This window comes from Pseudomonas sp. efr-133-TYG-23 (assembly GCF_030209215.1).
GTDB lineage: Bacteria > Pseudomonadota > Gammaproteobacteria > Pseudomonadales > Pseudomonadaceae > Aquipseudomonas > Aquipseudomonas rhodesiae.
This window is the reverse complement of record NZ_JARVSL010000002.1, coordinates 210287-225597: the sequence shown is the minus strand read 5'-3', so window position 1 is coordinate 225597 and position 15311 is coordinate 210287. Positions and strand designations below refer to the sequence as shown.

Genomic DNA, 15311 nt, shown 5'->3' with positions numbered 1-15311 from the left:
CCTACAATGCGAACAATTCTTGTTCTCTAACGCCTACCGATGCTTGCGGAGTGTTCGCGTTGTCGCCGTCCAACACCGTCGAAGTTTTGTACAACGACCATCACCACTGGCTCACCGGCTGGTTGCGACGCAAGCTCGGCTGCCCGGAAAGTGCCGCCGACCTGGCCCAGGACACCTTTATCCGCGTGCTCACCGCCCGCGAAACCCCGACGCTGATCGAACCGCGCGCCTTCCTCACCACCGTGGCCAAGCGCGTGCTGTACAACTTCTATCGCCGCCAGGACCTCGAACGCGCCTACCTCGAAACTCTCGCGCAGATGCCCGAGCAGGTAGCGCCCTCGGAAGAAGAACGCGCAGTCATCCTGCAAACCCTGATGGAGCTGGACCAATTGCTCGACGGCCTGCCCGTTCAGGTCAAACGCGCCTTTCTGCTGGCCCAGCTCGACGGCCTCACTTACGCGCAGATCGGCGCCGAGTTGGGCATCGCCATCGCCACCGTCAAACGCCACCTGCATAAAGCGGCGCTGCGCTGCTACTTCGCCCTATGAACGTTTCCCACCAGGTGGCTGAACAAGCTGTGCACTGGCTGCTGGAAATGCAGCAAGGCGCGCTCACCCCGCGTCAGCAGGCCGCCTGGCAGCAGTGGCTGAACGCCCACAGCGAACACCAGCGCGCCTGGGAGCATATCCAACGCGTCAATCAACGCCTGCGCGGCATGCCTTCGCCTTTGGCCCACGCAGCGCTGAATGCGCCAACCTCCAACAGTCGGCGCCAGGCGTTGAAGTTGTTGTTGATCCTGGGTGCCGGCTCGGCCGCGGCCTGGAGCCTGCGCCAGCAGCATATCCTGCCGCCGCTGACCGCCGATTACCGCAGCCCCGTCGGCCAGCGACGCAAGGTACAGTTGGCGGACGGCAGCCAATTGCAGCTCAACACCGGCAGCGCGGTGGATGTGCATTTCGATGGCGAACAACGCCTGGTGCGCCTGCTCGAAGGCGAGATCCTGCTCAACGCCAACTCCGGCAGTAGCCCGCTGCAAGTGCTGACCGGCCAGGGCCTGCTCAGCAGCCAAGCCGCGCGCGTCAATGTGCGCCAGTTCAACGACCACACTCAAGTGGCGGTGCTCAATGGCCGCGTCGAGGTGATGCCCAACACCTACAGCGGCCTGCCGCTGACGGTGGAGGCGATGCGCCAGGTCAATTTCACCCGCAAGGGCTGGGACACGCCGCGCGCCACCGACGCCAACAGCGGCGCCTGGGCCGAAGGCATGCTGATGGCCGCCCATATGCGCCTGGAAGACTTCCTCGGCGAACTGGGCCGCTATCGCCGCGGCCAGCTCAATTGCGATCCGCAGGTGGCCAATCTGCTGATTTCCGGCAGCTATCCGTTGGATGACAGCGAGCGCATCCTCGACCTGCTGGAAATAAGCCTGCCGGTGAAAGTCCGGCGTTTCACCCGCTACTGGGTCACGGTGCAGGCGCGCGCTTAAATTATTTCCAAACACCGTGAGCCGTTTTCCGTACCTCGCGTGACAGAGAAGGAAAGCCCCCTTGATCCTTCCCTTCTCAGGACCGCCCGTCATGCCCCAGCAACCCACCCTTCTCGCCCGCACCCTGCGCCAACTGCTGCTCGGCGCCAGCCTCAGCCTGACGGTGCTGCCGTCGGTGATGGCGGCCGAGACCAAGCCTTATCACATCGCCCCCGCCTCCCTTGAGGCGGCGCTCAATCAATTTGGCCGCGAAGCTGGTGTGTTGATTTCGTTCGGCTCCGAGGTCACCGCCGGCCTGCAGAGTCGCGGCCTATCCGGCAACTACAGTGCGGCCGACGGCCTGCAAAAGCTGCTGGAAGGCACCGGCCTGCAAGCACGCGCCGAGGGCGACAACGCCTACAGCGTGCAACCGGCCAGCGCACCGGCCACTATTGAGTTGGGTACTTCCAGCGTGGTCGGCGACTGGCTCGGCGATGCGGCACAGACCAACGTATTCGAACACCCCGGCGCCCGCGACGTGATCCGCCGCGACGAGTTCGAACGCCAAGGTGCCACCCAGGCCCGCGATGTGCTTAACCGCATTCCCGGCGTCAACGCCCCGGACAACAACGGCACCGGCAGCCACGACATGGCGCTCAACTTCGGCATCCGTGGCCTCAACCCGCGCTTGGCCTCGCGCTCTACTGTGCTGATGGACGGAATTCCGGTGCCGTTCGCGCCCTATGGCCAGCCGCAGTTGTCCTTCGCGCCGATCAGCATGGGTAACATGGACGCCGTGGACGTGGTACGCGGTGGCGGCGCCGTACGCTACGGCCCACAGAACGTCGGCGGCGTGGTCAACTTCGTGACCCGTGCGATCCCGGACGCGCCCACTGTCAAAGGCGGCCTGCAGACTGAAACCAGCCCATCCTCCAGCCACGATGGCTTCAAGACCACCGGCAACTTGCTGGCCGGCGGCACTGCCGACAATGGCCTGGGCGGCGCGCTGCTGTACTCCGGCACCCGTGGCGGCGATTGGCGCGAACACAGCGACACACGCATCGACGACCTGATTCTCAAAGGCAGGTACCAACTCGACGACGCCAACAGCTTCAATGCCATGGCGCAGTACTACGAAGGCCAGGCCGATATGCCCGGCGGCTTGAACGTCGCGGACTACAAGGCCGACCCGTATCAGTCCACCCGCCCCTACGACAAATTCTGGGGTCGCCGCACGATGTTCAACGTTGGCTACCGCTACGAGCAGGACCGTCGCGAATTCACCGTCAACAGCTTCTTCACCAAGACCCTTCGCAGCGGTTACCTGGACCAGGGTACGTTCCTGTCGCTGTCGCCGCGTGAATACTGGGTACGCGGTCTGGAAACCCGCTTCGCCCAAGGCTTCGACCTCGGCCCGACCAGCCATGAAGTCGGCGTCGGCTACCGCTATATCAACGAAGCCGGCCACGAACTGCGCTACCGCACGCCGATCAACGCCAATAACCAGCAGCTCCCCAACACCGATAGCCGCAACGACCGCGACACCCGGGGCGGCACCGAAGCCAACGCGTTTTTCATCGACGACCGGATCGATATCGGCAAATGGACCCTCACCCCGGGCATTCGCTACGAGATGATCGAGTCCCAGCAGACCAACAACCTCACCAACGTCAAGTACAAGGGCGACTACAACACCGCGTTGCCGGCGCTCAACGTGCTGTATCACGTCACCGACGATTGGAACCTCTACGCCAACACCGAAGGTTCGTTCGGCAGTGTGCAATACAGCCAGATGCCCAATCGCGTGACCAGCGGCGAAGTCAAACCGGAAAAAGCCCGCACCTGGGAACTGGGCACCCGCTATGACAACGGCACCCTGCGCGCGGAAATCGGCGCGTTCCTGATCAACTTCGACAATCAGTACGAAAGCAACCAGACCAACGATTCGGTGATCGCCCGTGGCGAAACCCGGCACCAGGGCATCGAGACCAGCGTGAACTACGCCCTCGACGGTTTGAGCCCGGCCCTGGCCGGTTTCGACGTGTACGCGTCCTACGCCTATGTCGACGCCACCATCCGCGAAGACGGCCCAAACAAAGGCAACCGCGTGCCCTTCTCGTCCAAACACAAGGGCACGCTGGGCGTGGGTTACACCGAAGGCCCCTGGAAGCTCAACCTCGACAGCAGCTACCAGAGCAGCCAGTTTGCCGACAACGCCAACACCCGTGCCGAAACCGCCGACGGTGCCAATGGACGCATCCCCGGCTACATGCTGTTCAGCAGCCGCGCGGCATACGACTTCGGCCCGCAGCTGTCGGACCTGAACGTCGCGGTCGGGGTGAAAAACATCTTCAACAAGCAGTACTTCACCCGTTCGTTCGATGACAACAACAAGGGCAAATACGTCGGCGAACCGCGCACGGTGTATGTGCAGACCTCCATCGCGTTCTGATCAACTGCCCGCCAGGCACGAGGGCGTGCCGGCCACCAGCGCGTCGATGGCACAGCGCGTCTTGGCCGGCAGGTGAGTGGCCGTTGGCCAGATCACATGGATCGGTGCGGGCTGCTCACGGCAGTCCGGCAGCACCACCAGCAATTGCCCACGCAGCACGTAATGGGCAATCAACCAACTCGGCAACCACGCCAGGCCGACACCCGCCATCGCGGCATCGGCCACGGCCTGTAGGTCGTCCATGATCAACGGCGAGGCGATGCCGGCACGCTGCGTAGGTTGGCTGCGATAGGCGATGCTACGGCGACTGGCAAGGTCGTCGACATGATGGATCGGTCCCGTGCGTTGCAAGTACGCCGGTGACGCGGCCAAGCCCATCACTTGTTCGCCCAGGCGTCGTGCGCTGAGCCGGTCGGTATCGGGCAATGCGCCGATGCGTACGGCAATATCGAACCCTTCCTGCGCCAGGTCCGTCAGCCGATCGGCGAAGCAAATCTCCACCTCCAGCCCTGGATACCGGTCCATCAAGCCCCACAGCGCCGGCGCCGCGTAGTGATGACCGAACGCCAACGGTACGCTCGCCCGCAGGCGCCCGCGCGGTTGCTGCCGACCGCTTTGCAGCACCGATTCGGCAGCCTCCAGCTCCGCCTGGGCGCGCAAGCAATGTTCGTAGTACGCCTGGCCATCCTCGGTCAGACGTTGACGGCGGGTGGAGCGCTGTAGCAAACAGGTGCCCAGCCGCGCTTCCAGCCGCGCCAAGCCCTTGCCAACGGCGGACCGCGTGAGGTGCAAACGTTCGGCGGCCTCAGTCAGGCTGCCGCTTTCAACGATCTGCAAAAACAATTCAACGCCATCGAAACGGGGGGTGACCATGATGTGATTGTCGCCTTTAATTCCCTAACTGGCGGAAAACTTATCACGGATAAAGAATTCAATTCCCCTGAAAATAGCTAATCCATTTTTGTTTACAGGAGAATCCCATGCCCGCCGCCGATACCTTGACCGCCAGCCCCGCGCGCGCTCCCCGACAGGCCATCGCCCTCACCGCCGTGTGCCTGGTGGCGCTGATGTTCGGCCTGGAAATCTCCAGCGTGCCCGTGCTTCTGCCCACACTTGAACATGCACTCGGCACGGGTTTCCAAGACGCCCAATGGATCATGAATGCCTACACCCTGGCCTGCACCAGCGTGCTGATGGCGGCCGGCACCCTGGCTGATCGCTTTGGGCGGCGACGCGTGCTCGTGCTGTGCTTGTGGCTATTTGGGCTGGCGTCACTGGCCTGCGGGCTGGCCGACAGCGCCGCCACCCTGATCACGGCACGCTTTGTTCAGGGCATCGGCGCCGGGGCGATGATGATTTGCCAGTTCGCGATTCTCTCGCATCTGTTCCGTGAACCGGCGGCACGGGCGCGGGCATTCGCCATCTGGGGTGTGATCGCCGGTATCGGCCTGGGCTTCGGGCCGATGGTCGGCGCGTTGATCCTCGCGGTCGCGGATTGGCGCTGGGTGTTTCTGGTGCATGTGCCGCTGACACTGTTCACCCTGTTGCTGTTGCGCATCAGTGTGCAGGAATCCCGCGATCCGGCCGCCTACCGCCTGGATATCGGCGGCATGCTGACCCTGACATTGGCGGTGTTTGCCCTGGTGTATGTCATCACCCAGGGCAGCGAAAACGGCTTCGCCACGCCGGCGATGCTGGGCTGGGCCAGTCTGTCAGCGGCCGCCTTATTGTTGTTCGTGCAGATCGAACGGCACAGTGCGCACCCGATGTTCGATTTTTCGGTGTTCCGCATTCGCCGCTTCAATGGCGCGCTGATGGGGTCGATCGGCATGAACGTCAGTTTTTGGCCATTCATGATCTACCTGCCGCTGTATTTCCAGACCGGCCTGGGCTACGACACCCTCACTACCGGCGCTGCGCTGCTCGCCTACACACTGCCCACCTTGCTGGTGCCGCCTCTAGCCGAGCGCCTGGCATTGCGCCATGGTGCCGAGCGCATCATTCCGCTGGGCCTGGGTTTGATGGGGGCGGGTTTTCTGGCGATGGCCGCCGCTAACCAAGCCGAGCACGCCGCTGTCGGATGGATACTGGCCAGTTGTGTGATCGCCGGCGTGGGCCTGGCGCTGATCAATTCCCCAACCACCAACACCACTACCGGTTCGGTGTCGGCGGATCGGGCGGGAATGGCGTCGGGCATCGATCTGAGCGCGCGCCTGATTACGTTGGCGCTCGCTATTGCGCTGATGGGCCTGGTGGTATTGCTGGGCATCAGCCACTACCTGGGCAGTGTGCTGCCTGCCAGCTCGGCCCAGACATGGCCGGCCATCAGCCAGCAACTTGCAGCGGGCAAACTCAACGCGGCGGGGCTGACAACGGCGGATGCACAGGCGGCGCTGCGCCACGGGGCTGGCTGGGCGATGGTATTCGCGGGGTTGGGAGCGGCTGGGTTGGGGCTGTTGAGCGGGTACTTTTTCCGACGAGTCCAGTAACGAAAAACGGGCCTGCGTGTGCAGGCCCGTTTCCAGAGGGGATGACAGAACGGTCAGTGATCAGCCGTTGAAAACGGCGCGTTCTTTTTCCAGGAACTCCTGTTCAAGCTCATCTTCGTTGACTTTGGTGGTCGGCTGGCCTTTGCCGGCAGCGCGAGGCTTGCCTTGCAGTTTACCGAACAGGTGTTCCAGCGCGTGGTCCAGCTTGGTCGCTGCACCGTCGATCGCTTGTTCCAAGGTATCGGCCTTGTGCAATACCGACAGCGCTTGATGGCCTTTTGGCCGCGCTTCCAGGCGGCAACTCAGATCATGGGGGCCAGGCTTGTCGCCGTTCTCATCCCGCAGGTAGACCTCGACACGGGTCAGGTCTTCTTCATAACGTTCGAGCGTGCTCTCAATGGTAGTACGTACCCACTCCTCCAGTCGGATGCTGCTTTCAATATGGTTATCGCTATTGACTTGGATTTGCATAGTTCTTCCCTTATTTCAGCTAGCTCGCGAGAGATCACAAACTGCAACACCGTTGTGGTGAAACCATGACCTCTTGATTACACAATTGAGCACCTGCGGAAACAATTCAACCCCTTTGCAAAGATAAATCCTACATTACAAATTAACCCTGACGACAAGCAAAAACGCTGGTAGGGTGGGGAGTTAGTTACATCTTCTTACGTCCTATCGATCTTCATCATTGCGCCTCTCCCAACGGGTGCAAACTGCGAAAAACCCCCGCTTCCTCTACCAGCCAGTCATGTACCGCGCGCACGCCCGGGTGGCTCAACGCGCCTGGCGCGTACAGCAACACGTAACGTTTGTGGTTCGGCACGGCAAGGCCGAACGGCACGATCAAGGTGCCGCGCTCCAGCTCATCGTTGAGCAAGGTACGCCGCGCAATGGCCACCCCCATGCCGGCGATGGCCGCTTCGATGGTCAGGTGGTTGCGGTTGAAGGTATGGCCGCGGCGCACATCGGCGTCGTGACAGCCGATGGCATTCAAGTAGAACTCCCACTCGGCGTACTCATAACTCCCACGCCAGGCGGTGATGTCGTGCAACAGCGGGAAATGCGCCAGGTCGACGGGGCCATGCAACGGCGGGCGTCCGCGCAGCAGGCTCGGCGCGCACACCGGGAAGATCTGTTCGTCGAGCAAGGCTGTGGATAAAAGGCCAGGGTAGCTGCCGTCGTTGAGGTCGATGGCCAGGTCGAAGTCGCCTTCGTGCAGGGCGACGCTGCTGTCTTCGGCGACCAGGCGCAGTTGGATATCCGGAAAGCGTTGCTGCAGACGCGGCAAGCGCGGGGTCAACCACTTACCGAGGAACGACGGGATCGACCGCAGCCGCAAGGTGCCGCTGATCATGCCCGCGTCCAGCCGCCGCAACTCGGCGTCGATGCTGCCGTAGGCCTCCCCCACCGTCGCCGCTAATCGCTGCCCCTCGGCACTGAGTTCCACGCCCCGGGCGCGCCGATGGAACAGGCGAAAGCCTAGGCGCTCCTCCAATTGGCGAATCTGCTGACTCACCGCCCCCGGCGTGATGTGCAGTTCTTCGGCGCAGCGGGTGAAAGACAAATGCCGCGCCGCACAGGAGAAAACATGCAGCCAGACGTACGTCTGACCATGGAGTGGCCGAACCATAGGGTTTAGTCCTGCTAAAGGGTTTCTTAGGAGAATTCGTTGGTCAGTGGTGTTACAGGCGCTCAGTATCGCGCCAATTGCGCTCGTCCTACAAAAAATGGCAGCGATTCCCACTCCATTGCTTGTAAGGCTTTAGCATGGCTATCAGTGTTTTCGACCTATTCAAAATCGGCATCGGCCCGTCCAGCTCTCACACCGTCGGCCCCATGCGCGCAGCCGCGACCTTTGCCAAGGCGCTGACGGAGCAACAATTGCTCAGCCGCACCCGCCGCGTCGAAGTGCGCCTGTATGGCTCGCTGTCCGCCACCGGTGTCGGCCATGCCACGGATCGCGCCTGCTTAATGGGGTTGATGGGCGAGTGGCCGGATCAGGTCGACCCCTCCTCGATCAATCCGCGTATTCAGCAACTGCGCGACAGCGGCCGTTTACTGCTGGCAGGCACCGAGGATATCGCCTTCAACTGGCACGCCGACCTCCTGCTGCTCGAAGAGAGCTTGCCCTACCATCCCAACGCCATGTCCCTACATGCCTATGGCGACCATGGCCTGGTGAGTGAAGAAACGTACTACTCGGTGGGCGGCGGTTTCATCATCGAGGCGGCCGAGGCGGCGTCGGGCATCACGCCGGTCAGCGATGTGGCATTGCCTTATGACTTTTCCAGCGCCGCCGAACTGCTGGCGCTGTGCAAGCAGCACGGTTTAAGGGTGTCGGAGCTGATGATGGCCAACGAACGTGCGTGGCGCAGTGACGCAGACATTCGCAGCGGTCTGCTACATATCTGGTCGGTGATGCGCGAATGCGTCGAACAAGGCTTGCGCGATGAAGGCATCTTGCCTGGCGGCCTCGACGTTCCGCGCCGCGCGGCAAAATTGCACCGCAACTTGTTGGAAATCGGCAAACCGAATGTCATCACGTCCACCTTGTCGGCAATGGAGTGGGTCAACCTGTTCGCCCTGGCCGTCAACGAAGAAAACGCCGCGGGCGGGCGCATGGTCACGGCACCGACCAACGGCGCGGCCGGCATCATCCCGGCGGTGCTGCATTACTACATGAAGTTCAACGCCGACGCGTCTGACGACGACGTGGTCAATTTCTTTTTGGCCGCAGCCGCCGTCGGCATCCTGTGCAAGAAAAACGCCTCGATCTCCGGGGCCGAGGTCGGTTGCCAGGGCGAAGTCGGCTCGGCCTGCGCCATGGCCGCCGCCGGCTTGGCCGAGATCCTCGGCGCCACGCCCGGGCAATTGGAAAACGCCGCCGAAATCGGCCTGGAACATAACCTGGGCCTGACCTGCGACCCCGTCGGCGGCCTGGTGCAAGTACCGTGCATCGAGCGCAATGCCATCGCGGCGGTCAAGGCGATCAACGCAACCCAAATGGCCTTGCGCGGCGACGGCAAGCACTTCATTTCCCTCGACCGGGTGATACGCACCATGCGCGACACCGGCGCCGACATGCATGACAAGTACAAAGAAACCTCTCGGGGAGGCCTGGCGGTGAGCTGGGTGGAGTGCTGATTGCGCTGTGTGAGATCGTTTTGCCGGTAGTGCCCTGAAATAGATCACGGGCCTGAAACAATTGTGAGAGAGGGCTTGCCCCCGATGGCGGTGGGTCAGTGGTAGATGGGCTGACTGACCCAGCGCTATCGGGGGCAAGCCCCCTCCCACATTGGGATGGTCGGTATACGGCACGGCCCTTGCTGTAAGGCTCTTGAGGCAAACGGAATTTGTGCCCCTCAGCGACGAATTGGCCGGTGGTCAGGCAATGCGAACTAATCCAGACACCGGTCGTCAATGACTGCATGTTCTTATCAGGCGGTAACGCACCATGGACAATCCTTTTCAGATCATCACCGACACATTCAGCCCAAAATATCGCGTCAACCTGAGCATTCAACGGCTCGACGGCAGCATCATGCTCACCCTCTCGAATGAGACGGGCGTGGTAGCCAAGCGCATGATCAGTGCCGAGCAACGCAACGACCCCGAACGGCTCAAGCGCCTGGTGCAGAGCATCCAGTTCGGCATCGCCATCGAGCAGGGCCACAGCGCCATGGAAATCCTGGCGATCATGACCGACGGCGACAACCACAAACTTATGCAGCCACCGCCGGCCCGTGACCTGCCGTTCAGCGTCGGGCTTTAAAGCTCACCCTTCTCGGTCTCCAGGCTCGCCTCGCCTTTGCGCCGCGGGCTTTCGACCTTCACCGAAGGGAACGACGACGATGCGTAACGCACCACCAGGATCGCGAACGCTAACAGCAGAATCCCGCCGCACAGGTAGATGATGCCCAGGTCCGGCGGGTTGTGATGGGATACGTTGGAGATCAACAGACGTGTCAGCGCAGTGATCGCAACGTAGATCAGGAAGCGCACGGGCATGTGGTTGGTCTTGAAGTAAATCCCAACCATCGCGCCCAATTCCAAATAGATGAACAGCAGCAAGATGTCATCGATCTTGATGTGCCCGTTCTCCAGCATCCCCAGAAACTCCATCACCGCCGCCCAGGCCGTGACCGCGCCAATGGCGAACAGCGCCAGGTAGTGGAACGACTCCACAAACAGGTTCCCCAGCGACTCGGCCAGGCCATGGACCTGGTGGCGCAACTTTTCGGCCCAGTTGATTTTCACGATGATGCTTCCTTAGGTCGGTTCGACCGGATAATGCGGGTTGGACGTGACGGTTGTTCTGCATGCAGAAAAAAGGCCAGAGCGTAGAAAGTGAGATGATGTCAGCATGACATGAGGCACACCGGCAGCCTGATAGCCTTGATGCGTCGTCCCACACGTCCATTTCCCTACTACATTAAAAAACTGCTACCCAAACCCCACGGTTTGGCTTACCCTTTTCGCTGTATATAAATACAGTAGTCGCAAAAGACAACTATCGTGAAGGCATGTGAGGTGGTGAATGGCCGTCGAAGTGGTATACCGCAGCAGCCGAGATCTGGAGCGTTTGTTCATGGATAAAGCCGAAGCTGACCGTCATGACAAAATGCTTGAACTCGCTGAGTTGCTGGCAGAAGTGTTGCAGAAAGCCGTGCCGTCCTTGAGCGAGCAGCAGGTGGAGGAAGCCGGGATCTACATGGCGAAGAACCGCGATGTATTTGCCAAGGCATTCAAGAGTCAGCCGGACGCGTTGTCCGAGTTGCTCAACCCGCCGGCAGAGTAAAGCCCGAATTGAACAGGCCCTGAATCATTGATTCAGGGCCTTTTTAATCGCCGCTCATTGGTAGAGCAGGCGCTCGGCCAGTTCGTCCGCTACCCGTGCGGGCGAGCGTTTTTCGGCTTGGGCATGGGCATAGATTTCGGTCAGGCGTGAGCCAATGTTCGACAGGTGCGCGGTGATGGTGGGCAGTTCGGCGCCGCTGTGTTTGAGCGCGACGTAGATCAGGCCGCCGGAATTGATCACATAGTCGGGCGCATAAAGAATGCCGCGCCCCTCCAACTGATCGGCCACTTGCAGGTTGGTCAGTTGGGCGCTGGCGGAACCGGCCACGGCGGCGCAACGCAGTTGGCCCACGCTGGTACGGTTGAACACCGCACCCAGGCCGCAGGGCGCAAGAATGTCGCAGGGGGTGCTGAGCAAGGCGTCGTTGGCGATGGGGTGTGCGCCGAACTGCTCCATGGCCAGTTGCACCTTGCCATGGTCGATATCGCTCACCAGCAATTCGGCGCCGGCGGCGTGCAGCTGTTCGGCGAGGGCGTAGCCGACGTTGCCCAGGCCTTGTATGGCCACCCGCAGGCTTTCGAGGTTGTCGCTGCCCAAGCGCGCCATGGCCGTGGCGCGGATGCCGGTAAACACGCCCATGGCGGCGTGGGGTGCAGGGTCGCCGGCGGCGGTGGTGCTGGTGACGAAACGGGTTTGTTGAGCGATGCAATCCATGTCGGCCACCGAGGTGCCGCTGTCGATGGCCGTGATGTAGCGGCCATCCAGTTGTTCCACGCAGCGCCCAAAGGCTTCGAACAGCGCCGCGCGGCTTTCAACATGGGCGGGCCGCAGGATCACCGCGGTGCCACCCCCTACCGGCAACCCGGCCAGGGCGGCTTTATAGCTCATGCCTTGGGCCAGGCGCGCCGCATCGGCCACGGCCGTTTCGTCGTCGGGGTAGGCAAGGTAACGACAGCCGCCCAGGGCGGGCCCCAGGCGGCTGTTGTGAATAGCTATGACCGCCTTCAAGCCTGTCACCGGGTCGATGCTCAGGTGCAGCGATTCAAGGCGGGTGCGGTGCATGAGAGCAAACATCGTCGAGCTCCCGAATCACTTCTTGTGTCGCCAAGTATAGGCTTGCAGCAGAAAACTGCCGAAGTGCGCTGGAATAAGTCGTCCGATTTTGTAGGTTCTGCGACATAAGCGCGCAGGATCTTTCTTAAGTCACTGGACGAAAATTCCCAGCAAGGCTAAAACGGGGGCATCCGCCGGAGAATGCAATGAAGCCCCGCCAAGCCTTTTTCGCCTGCCTGGAACGCTCGCCCCCTGCACTGTTCGAGGCCGCGCTGTGGATTGCCGCCGAACATGACGCGACGGTGCAACCGTTGCAGATTCTGCAAGAACTGGGGTTGCTGCAACAACAGGTGAGCGCAGGCATGCCCGTGCTGCCGGCGGATGAATTGGGCCAACCGCTGCTGCGGCGCATGAACGATCTGGGGTTTGCCCAGGATGACTTCACGCCCCTGCGCCCCGCCGCTGCGCTGTTGGATAAAGTCCTGCTGCGCAAACGCGGGCAGCCCCTGGCCATGGGCTTGATTGCCATGGAACTGGCGCGGCGCCTGCACATTCCCATGGTCGGCGTGAACTTCCCAGGGCACTTCCTGCTACGCGTCCCCGGCGCTGATCACTTGTTGGACCCCTGCGGCGGTCGGCGCCTCTACACCAACGATTGCCGCGAACTGCTGCAACGCCAATATGGCCCCAACCTCAAGTTGCAGGCCGAACACCTGCATACCGCCGAACCGCGCTCGATGCTCCAACGCTTGTCGCGCAACCTGCGCCAATTGCACTTGGCCAATGACGATCCACTGGCGGCGCTGATCGACGCCGAGCGCGTGCTGGAACTGGGCAATGCCAGCGCCGCCGATTACCTGGCACGGGCCAGTCTGTATCAACGCCTGGACTGCCCCAACGCCGAACGCTTCGATCTGGAACATGCGCTGCTGCTCAGCGAAGATCCGATCCAACGCCTGCGCCTGACCGAGCGGTTGGGGCATCTGCCGCCCAACACGGTGGTGCATTGACCAACACGTTGGCTTCTAGTTAAGGCGCGAGGTTTTTTGTGGCGAGCGCACCTGGATGATCAACAACGCGGCCATCACCGCCGGAATCGCGCAGAAGAAAAAAATCTGCTGCACCGGTATCTGCATCGCCAGCAGCAGACTGCCCAGCAACGGCCCGAGGATCGAGCCGAAGCGCCCCACTCCCAGTGCCCAGCCCGTGCCGGTGGCGCGCACGTGGGCCGGGTAGAAGTTGCTGGCGAAGGCATTCAAGGTCAGTTGCCCACCGATGATGCAGAAGCCGGCGGCAAACACGCACGCCACCAAGTAGCGCGGATTATCGTGGTTCAAGCCCAACAGCACGGTGCACAGCCCGGCCGCGAACAACACGCCGCACAGCAGGCGGACTTTATTTTTCAGGCGGTCGGCAAACCAGGCCATGCCGATGGCACCCAAGGTGCCGGCAAACAGGAACATCGACGTCACCAGGTTGGCCTGCTTGAGTGCCAGGCCACTTTCCAACAGCAACGACGGCAGCCAGCTGATCATGAAATACAGCAGGATCAGGCTGACGAAAAAGGTTGCCCAGATCAGCAAGGTCGGGCGGGCGTAACCGTTGCGAAACAACTCAACCACCGTCAATTGGCTGCCCCGCGCCTGCTGGTCATCGGCGGTGCTTGCCAACGGCGGTTGCCAGTCGGGCAACAGGCGCGCCGTGACCCGCTGCAGACGCCAGTAAGGCGGCGCGTCCTGCAATAATCGCGGCAAGGATTCGGGCAGCAGCCACACCAGAAACGGAAACAACAGCAGCGGCGTAACACCGCCTGCCAGGAACACCGCCTCCCACCCGTAATGCTCAATAAATCCTGCAGCCACGAACCCACCCGCCGCGCCACCAAACGAAAAGCCGCACGCGGCCAAGGTCACCATCAGGGTGCGCAGGCGCGGTGGCGAATAGTCCGACATCAAGGCCATGGCACTGGGCATCGCCCCACCCATGCCGATCCCGCAGATAAACCGTGCGGCCATCAGCGTGGTCAGCGAGTCGGCGAACACCATCAGCACCGTGAGGCTGGCGTAGATCAGCACGCAGGCCAACAGAATCCGGCGTACGCCGAAGCGGTCCGCCAGTGGCGTCACCAGCAGTGAGCCAAGGGTGAGCCCCAGCAAGTTGGCACTGAATACCGGGCCGAACGCGGCTTTTTCCAGCCCCCAGTCCGCGGCCAGCGCCGGCACTACGTAGCCCAGCACTTGGGCATCGTAGCCATCGGTCACCAGCAGCAACGCCAGCAACAAGAGGATCAACCACTGGAAGCGCGACACCGGACGGGCGTCGAGTGCCGCGCGAAAGCTGGCAATCTGAGTGTGCATCGCAAGGTACCTGTCTTATTTTTATGGGTGTCGCACAGCGGATTTACGGGGCCTCAGGGGTATCCGGTTGATTGGCGGGATGGGCTTGAATAAACGCCGGATGCTGCCTGGCCAAGGCCGCAACACGGCCGATACGCGGGTAATCGGCCAGCGACACTTTGAACCGCTCGGCTGCGTACAACTGTGGGATCAAAAACACATCGGCCATGCCTGGCTGGTCGCCAAAACAAAACCCTTGATCACCGATCAGTTGCTCCACCGCGCCGAGGCCCTGGCTGATCCAATGCCCGACCCACGCCAGCACCTGCGTTTCGTCATGCCCCCACTGGCGCAACAGGTTCTGAGTGCTGGAGTTGTGCAACGGGTGGATGTCACAACCGATGATCGATGCCACCGCACGCTCGTGGGCGCGGGTCGCCAGGTCTTGGCTCAGCAGCGGCACCTGTGGATAACGTTCGTCGAGGTATTCGATGATCGCCGGCGACTGGATCAACAGGTCGCCGTCGTCAGTGCGCAGGGCCGGCACGCGCCCCTGCGGGTTGATGGCCAGGTACGCCGGCTGGCGGTTGGCGCCCCCTGCCGGCACCAGCAGGTTGACCGGCACCGCCGTGAACGCCAGCCCCTTGAGCGCCAAAGCGATGCGCACGCGATACGACGAAGTAGAGCGGTAATAGGTATAGAGTTCCATCCCCCG

At 61.9% G+C, this 15311-nt stretch carries 15 protein-coding genes; 8 read left to right on the top strand and 7 right to left on the bottom strand.

Features of this window, described 5'->3' with window-relative positions; translation table 11 throughout:
• Positions 1 to 59 precede the first annotated feature (59 nt).
• The 3 genes from QRN41_RS01740 to fecA all read left to right on the top strand — a co-directional run bounded on the left by QRN41_RS01740 (position 60) and on the right by fecA (position 3917).
• The gene (locus QRN41_RS01740) at positions 60 to 548 is read left to right on the top strand and encodes a sigma-70 family RNA polymerase sigma factor (RefSeq protein ID WP_285421097.1); all 489 of its coding nucleotides are present in this window, start codon (positions 60 to 62) and stop codon (positions 546 to 548) included.
• Positions 545 to 1486, top strand: coding sequence for a FecR domain-containing protein (locus tag QRN41_RS01735; RefSeq protein ID WP_285421096.1), 942 nt, complete (start codon positions 545 to 547; stop codon positions 1484 to 1486). The genes QRN41_RS01740 and QRN41_RS01735 overlap by 4 nt, the downstream gene beginning before the upstream one ends.
• Positions 1487 to 1577: 91 nt before the next feature.
• Positions 1578 to 3917, top strand: coding sequence for a TonB-dependent Fe(3+) dicitrate receptor FecA (gene fecA, locus QRN41_RS01730; RefSeq protein ID WP_285421095.1), 2340 nt, complete (start codon positions 1578 to 1580; stop codon positions 3915 to 3917).
• On the opposite strand, the gene QRN41_RS01725 is transcribed toward fecA, so the two are convergent.
• Positions 3918 to 4790 (bottom strand): LysR family transcriptional regulator, encoded by an 873-nt coding sequence (locus QRN41_RS01725; protein ID WP_285421094.1) that lies wholly within the window; start codon positions 4788 to 4790, stop codon positions 3918 to 3920.
• A 107-nt stretch (positions 4791 to 4897) separates the two neighbouring features.
• Between QRN41_RS01725 and QRN41_RS01720 the strand changes: the two genes are divergently transcribed.
• A complete protein-coding gene (locus QRN41_RS01720; protein ID WP_167417245.1) occupies positions 4898 to 6406 on the top strand; it encodes an MFS transporter in 1509 nt (502 codons plus the stop codon).
• Positions 6407 to 6466: 60 nt separating this feature from the next.
• On the opposite strand, the gene QRN41_RS01715 is transcribed toward QRN41_RS01720, so the two are convergent.
• Both QRN41_RS01715 and QRN41_RS01710 read right to left on the bottom strand, forming a co-directional pair.
• Entirely contained in the window at positions 6467 to 6877 is a 411-nt protein-coding gene (locus QRN41_RS01715) for an HPF/RaiA family ribosome-associated protein (RefSeq protein ID WP_167417246.1), read from the bottom strand.
• Between the two features lie 217 nt (positions 6878 to 7094).
• Positions 7095 to 8039 carry a LysR substrate-binding domain-containing protein gene (locus tag QRN41_RS01710; RefSeq protein WP_167417247.1) on the bottom strand — a complete coding sequence of 315 codons (945 nt, stop codon included), beginning with the start codon at positions 8037 to 8039 and terminating at the stop codon, positions 7095 to 7097.
• Positions 8040 to 8176: 137 nt separating this feature from the next.
• On the opposite strand from QRN41_RS01710, the gene QRN41_RS01705 reads away from it, so the two are divergent.
• Entirely contained in the window at positions 8177 to 9553 is a 1377-nt protein-coding gene (locus QRN41_RS01705; RefSeq protein ID WP_167417248.1) for an L-serine ammonia-lyase, read from the top strand.
• A 310-nt stretch (positions 9554 to 9863) separates the two neighbouring features.
• Entirely contained in the window at positions 9864 to 10181 is a 318-nt protein-coding gene (locus tag QRN41_RS01700) for a DUF3509 domain-containing protein (RefSeq protein ID WP_034096031.1), read from the top strand.
• Here QRN41_RS01700 and QRN41_RS01695 read toward each other — a convergent pair.
• Positions 10178 to 10666, bottom strand: a complete 489-nt coding sequence (locus QRN41_RS01695) for a phosphate-starvation-inducible protein PsiE (protein ID WP_034096030.1) — start codon at positions 10664 to 10666, stop codon at positions 10178 to 10180. The genes QRN41_RS01700 and QRN41_RS01695 overlap by 4 nt on opposite strands.
• Positions 10667 to 10946: 280 nt before the next feature.
• On the opposite strand from QRN41_RS01695, the gene QRN41_RS01690 reads away from it, so the two are divergent.
• Positions 10947 to 11207 (top strand): YebG family protein, encoded by a 261-nt coding sequence (locus tag QRN41_RS01690; protein WP_010564043.1) that lies wholly within the window; start codon positions 10947 to 10949, stop codon positions 11205 to 11207.
• Positions 11208 to 11261: 54 nt separating this feature from the next.
• Here QRN41_RS01690 and QRN41_RS01685 read toward each other — a convergent pair whose 3' ends face one another.
• Positions 11262 to 12281: a Leu/Phe/Val dehydrogenase gene (locus QRN41_RS01685; protein WP_047881608.1), complete on the bottom strand. Its 1020-nt coding sequence runs from the start codon at positions 12279 to 12281 to the stop codon at positions 11262 to 11264.
• A 185-nt stretch (positions 12282 to 12466) separates the two neighbouring features.
• Between QRN41_RS01685 and QRN41_RS01680 the strand changes: the two genes are divergently transcribed.
• Positions 12467 to 13270: a SirB1 family protein gene (locus tag QRN41_RS01680; RefSeq protein WP_034096028.1), complete on the top strand. Its 804-nt coding sequence runs from the start codon at positions 12467 to 12469 to the stop codon at positions 13268 to 13270.
• Between the two features lie 15 nt (positions 13271 to 13285).
• Here the strand turns inward: QRN41_RS01680 and QRN41_RS01675 are convergent, their stop codons facing one another.
• Both QRN41_RS01675 and maiA read right to left on the bottom strand, forming a co-directional pair.
• Entirely contained in the window at positions 13286 to 14617 is a 1332-nt protein-coding gene (locus QRN41_RS01675) for an MFS transporter (protein ID WP_285421093.1), read from the bottom strand.
• Between the two features lie 43 nt (positions 14618 to 14660).
• The gene (gene maiA, locus QRN41_RS01670) at positions 14661 to 15305 is read right to left on the bottom strand and encodes a maleylacetoacetate isomerase (RefSeq protein ID WP_094065366.1); all 645 of its coding nucleotides are present in this window, start codon (positions 15303 to 15305) and stop codon (positions 14661 to 14663) included.
• Between the last annotated feature and the right edge of the window lie 6 nt (positions 15306 to 15311).

What these genes read in the sequence shown, in the direction of transcription:
- QRN41_RS01735 (WP_285421096.1), top strand. Translation starts at nt 545, where the DNA reads ATGAACGTTTCCCACCAGGTGGCTGAACAAGCTGTGCACTGGCTGCTG.
- fecA (WP_285421095.1), top strand. Translation starts at nt 1,578, where the DNA reads ATGCCCCAGCAACCCACCCTTCTCGCCCGCACCCTGCGCCAACTGCTG.
- QRN41_RS01725 (WP_285421094.1), bottom strand. Translation starts at nt 4,790, where the DNA reads ATGGTCACCCCCCGTTTCGATGGCGTTGAATTGTTTTTGCAGATCGTT.
- QRN41_RS01720 (WP_167417245.1), top strand. Translation starts at nt 4,898, where the DNA reads ATGCCCGCCGCCGATACCTTGACCGCCAGCCCCGCGCGCGCTCCCCGA.
- QRN41_RS01715 (WP_167417246.1), bottom strand. Translation starts at nt 6,877, where the DNA reads ATGCAAATCCAAGTCAATAGCGATAACCATATTGAAAGCAGCATCCGA.
- QRN41_RS01710 (WP_167417247.1), bottom strand. Translation starts at nt 8,039, where the DNA reads ATGGTTCGGCCACTCCATGGTCAGACGTACGTCTGGCTGCATGTTTTC.
- QRN41_RS01705 (WP_167417248.1), top strand. Translation starts at nt 8,177, where the DNA reads ATGGCTATCAGTGTTTTCGACCTATTCAAAATCGGCATCGGCCCGTCC.
- QRN41_RS01700 (WP_034096031.1), top strand. Translation starts at nt 9,864, where the DNA reads ATGGACAATCCTTTTCAGATCATCACCGACACATTCAGCCCAAAATAT.
- QRN41_RS01690 (WP_010564043.1), top strand. Translation starts at nt 10,947, where the DNA reads ATGGCCGTCGAAGTGGTATACCGCAGCAGCCGAGATCTGGAGCGTTTG.
- QRN41_RS01685 (WP_047881608.1), bottom strand. Translation starts at nt 12,281, where the DNA reads ATGTTTGCTCTCATGCACCGCACCCGCCTTGAATCGCTGCACCTGAGC.
- QRN41_RS01680 (WP_034096028.1), top strand. Translation starts at nt 12,467, where the DNA reads ATGAAGCCCCGCCAAGCCTTTTTCGCCTGCCTGGAACGCTCGCCCCCT.
- QRN41_RS01675 (WP_285421093.1), bottom strand. Translation starts at nt 14,617, where the DNA reads ATGCACACTCAGATTGCCAGCTTTCGCGCGGCACTCGACGCCCGTCCG.
- maiA (WP_094065366.1), bottom strand. Translation starts at nt 15,305, where the DNA reads ATGGAACTCTATACCTATTACCGCTCTACTTCGTCGTATCGCGTGCGC.